Below are 2,453 nucleotides of genomic sequence, written 5' to 3'. Positions count from 1 at the left end.
CGCCATTGGCGATGCGGGTATTCCCGGCGCGATCAATCCGTTCATCCGCAAGCACATCTTTCCGGGGGCCGATGCGCCTTCACTGTCAGAATTGTTCACGTCGGTCGAAGCCAGCGGCCTGTTGACGACAGATCTTGAAATCCTCCGCCTCCATTATGCCGAAACACTGCTGCGCTGGCGCCAGCGTGTCGCAGTGCACCGCAGTGAAATCGTGGACATCTACGACGAGCGCTTCTTTCGTATGTGGGAATTCTATCTCACGCTCTGCGAAATCGGCTTTCGCCGCCGCACCAACATGGTATTCCAGCTCCAATTAGCAAAAACATGGGATCGCGTTCCGATCACGCGCGATTACATGTTCGATGCAGAGCGCCGCCTGACCAACGCAGCGCACGGCGAGGCCGAAACCCAACGATTGTAGACCCGACCAATTCGCTCTTGGGCCAGCAGGACCAAACCCCGTCGGACAAATCCAGTATGGATCGGGCTGGCTGTGGGGCAGCATCCCAGCAAGACCCACCGAGCATCGGCGATTCCAAGATTTTGAACGATGGTATCCACATCTTCGATGCCTGGGTGGGTGTGTATGACATGTTTCCTCCAGGTGGTGCATTTATCGACACTGATCGTCATCATCACCATTGTTGGAGTTATCTTGATCATGCAGATGAACGCCGCGACTTATGTCTCGCGGTCGGGGGCGAAGACGCGCTCGATTGTGCGCTGGGCACGGTCATCGCTGGACCGAGGCCGAGGACCGCATCCTCTATGAGGGGTTTCTCTTCAACGAGACGCCAAGGATCATCAGCGTGAGATGCGGGAGCAGCCTCTCCGCGATCCGCCAACGCCTGATCCGTCTTGACCTGATCGACGGCCAGGGGGCGCGCAACAATAATCCGCCGCTGTTCGATCAAATCCGTGCTACGTTCCATGCCAACGCGGTATCGGGTGGCGGCGAACCTGCCGCTGACACCGATTCCTAATGTGCGGCAGGATTGCCCAGAGTTTCCCTGACGGATCGCTGGATCGCCTGATCGGCACCCCCGGTGCGAAAATTCCTCGCTCATTGCGATGGAACGTCTCACCTGGTCAGAGTGTCGTTGCGGTACACCAGAGCGACGGTCGCAAGCGGCGGTTCTGCATGCCGGAGTGGGGCTTCGTGGCACCCTGGGAGAAGGTTGCCGAACTCGCGCGGATCAAACCGATCAATGCCAAAGCGGAGACCGTGGCGGCGAGCAAGCTGTTCGGTAGCTCGTTCAAATCGCGCCGATGTCTGGTTCCGGTGCGCTGCTGGTATGAATGGAAAACGATCGCGCCCGGCCTGAAGCAACCCTATGCGCTCGGCCGCACCGACGCCGAGCCGATCACACTGGGCGGGATCATCTCGTTACGCCGGCCCCATCGGGATTTTCCGGTGGAACTGTCGCTGGCGATCATCACCACGCCAGCACCTGAATCGCTTGCGGATATCCATGCGCGGGCACCGCTGGTGATCGGCGAGGCGGATTGGCCGGTCTGGCTTGGCGAGGTTTCGGGGGATCCGTCCAGTATTCTCGAGCGAAACACGGCAGGAGTGATGGACGCGTGGCCCGTCTCGTGCGCGGTCAACCGCACGGTAACCGATGGTCCTGGTTTGGTCGAGCCGGTGGAAATCGAAGCCGCGGCGATAACGGCTGAGGGCAATGCATGAGGGATGATCCGGTTGCGGCCGTGAAGGCAGTGACCTCCATTAGCCTCGTGATCCGCGCGGGGCAGATCATCCCGCGCTGGCTCTCGTCAAGGCTTCGTTCCAGTCCTTTGCTGAGCCGGGCGGTCGCGAGCGTTCGATGGTCACGGCGATCGATGCGATCGTCGCCCCGATCCGTGCGGCATGGTGATCCCCGGCCGCATCGGCGTCGGTTGCGATGACCAGAGTGCCGCCGGCGGATCCGAGCTCCCCGACCAGCTGAGAAAGGGCGGTGACGGTGCCCGGCCCCAGCCCGCCGGTGGTGGCGACATAGATCGTGTCCGTCCGGTCCGGTTCGAGTGCAGCGAGGCTCAAGGCGTCGATCGGTGCTTCGGTCACCGCGACCCGCAGGGGATATCCGATCGTGCCACCAGGCGCGAAACGGAACAAGCTCTTCTGTCCACCCCGCAGCACCCCCCGGAAATCGGGACCACGCGCCTCGATCCCGGTCAACATGCCCGCGTGGTCCCGATGGGCGAACCACGCGCAGCCGAACCCGCCGGCCCGGATGCAATCCTGTGCCGCGGCAGCGGCGAGGATGGTGGCCGGCAGATGCCGGTCGCGGGCGAGATAGCCCCAGGCTTTCGTTGTGGGGCGCAGCGTGGGCTTCGCCTGCCAGCGGATCAAAGGAGAGACCGTCTCGATCCGATCCGGCGTTGAGCCAGCGACAGCGACCGGTCCTGACGGGGCGATGCCGGCGATCGCGCGGAGCGTCTGGCGGACATGG

4 protein-coding genes are annotated in these 2,453 nt (G+C 62.6%); 3 read left to right on the top strand and 1 reads right to left on the bottom strand.

Going from position 1 to position 2,453, the window contains the following annotated elements; translation table 11 throughout:
• From B7X49_RS18630 to B7X49_RS18620, 3 genes are all read left to right on the top strand, one after another.
• On the top strand, positions 1 to 421 hold a 421-nt coding region (locus B7X49_RS18630; protein ID WP_286840633.1), incomplete at its 5' end, for a class I SAM-dependent methyltransferase.
• 388 nt (positions 422 to 809) lie between these two features.
• Positions 810 to 983 carry a hypothetical protein gene (locus B7X49_RS18625; RefSeq protein ID WP_286840632.1) on the top strand — a complete coding sequence of 58 codons (174 nt, stop codon included), beginning with the start codon at positions 810 to 812 and terminating at the stop codon, positions 981 to 983.
• A complete protein-coding gene (locus B7X49_RS18620) occupies positions 983 to 1,690 on the top strand; it encodes an SOS response-associated peptidase (RefSeq protein ID WP_286840630.1) in 708 nt (235 codons plus the stop codon). Before B7X49_RS18625 ends, B7X49_RS18620 begins: the two co-directional genes overlap by 1 nt.
• Before the next feature lie 66 nt (positions 1,691 to 1,756).
• On the opposite strand, the gene B7X49_RS18615 is transcribed toward B7X49_RS18620, so the two are convergent.
• Positions 1,757 to 2,453 (bottom strand): DUF3991 and TOPRIM domain-containing protein (locus tag B7X49_RS18615; protein WP_286840628.1); only part of this gene is annotated, 697 nt, incomplete at its 5' end.

Source organism: Acidiphilium sp. 34-64-41, assembly GCF_002282635.1.
GTDB classification, from domain to species: Bacteria; Pseudomonadota; Alphaproteobacteria; order Acetobacterales; family Acetobacteraceae; genus Acidiphilium; species Acidiphilium rubrum.
Note: the sequence above shows the minus strand (reverse complement) of the source record. Positions and strands in the feature narration are given on the sequence as shown.

Bases quoted from the DNA above. Each gene is read 5' to 3' on its own strand.
- B7X49_RS18620 (WP_286840630.1), top strand. From the start codon at position 983: ATGTGCGGCAGGATTGCCCAGAGTTTCCCTGACGGATCGCTGGATCGC.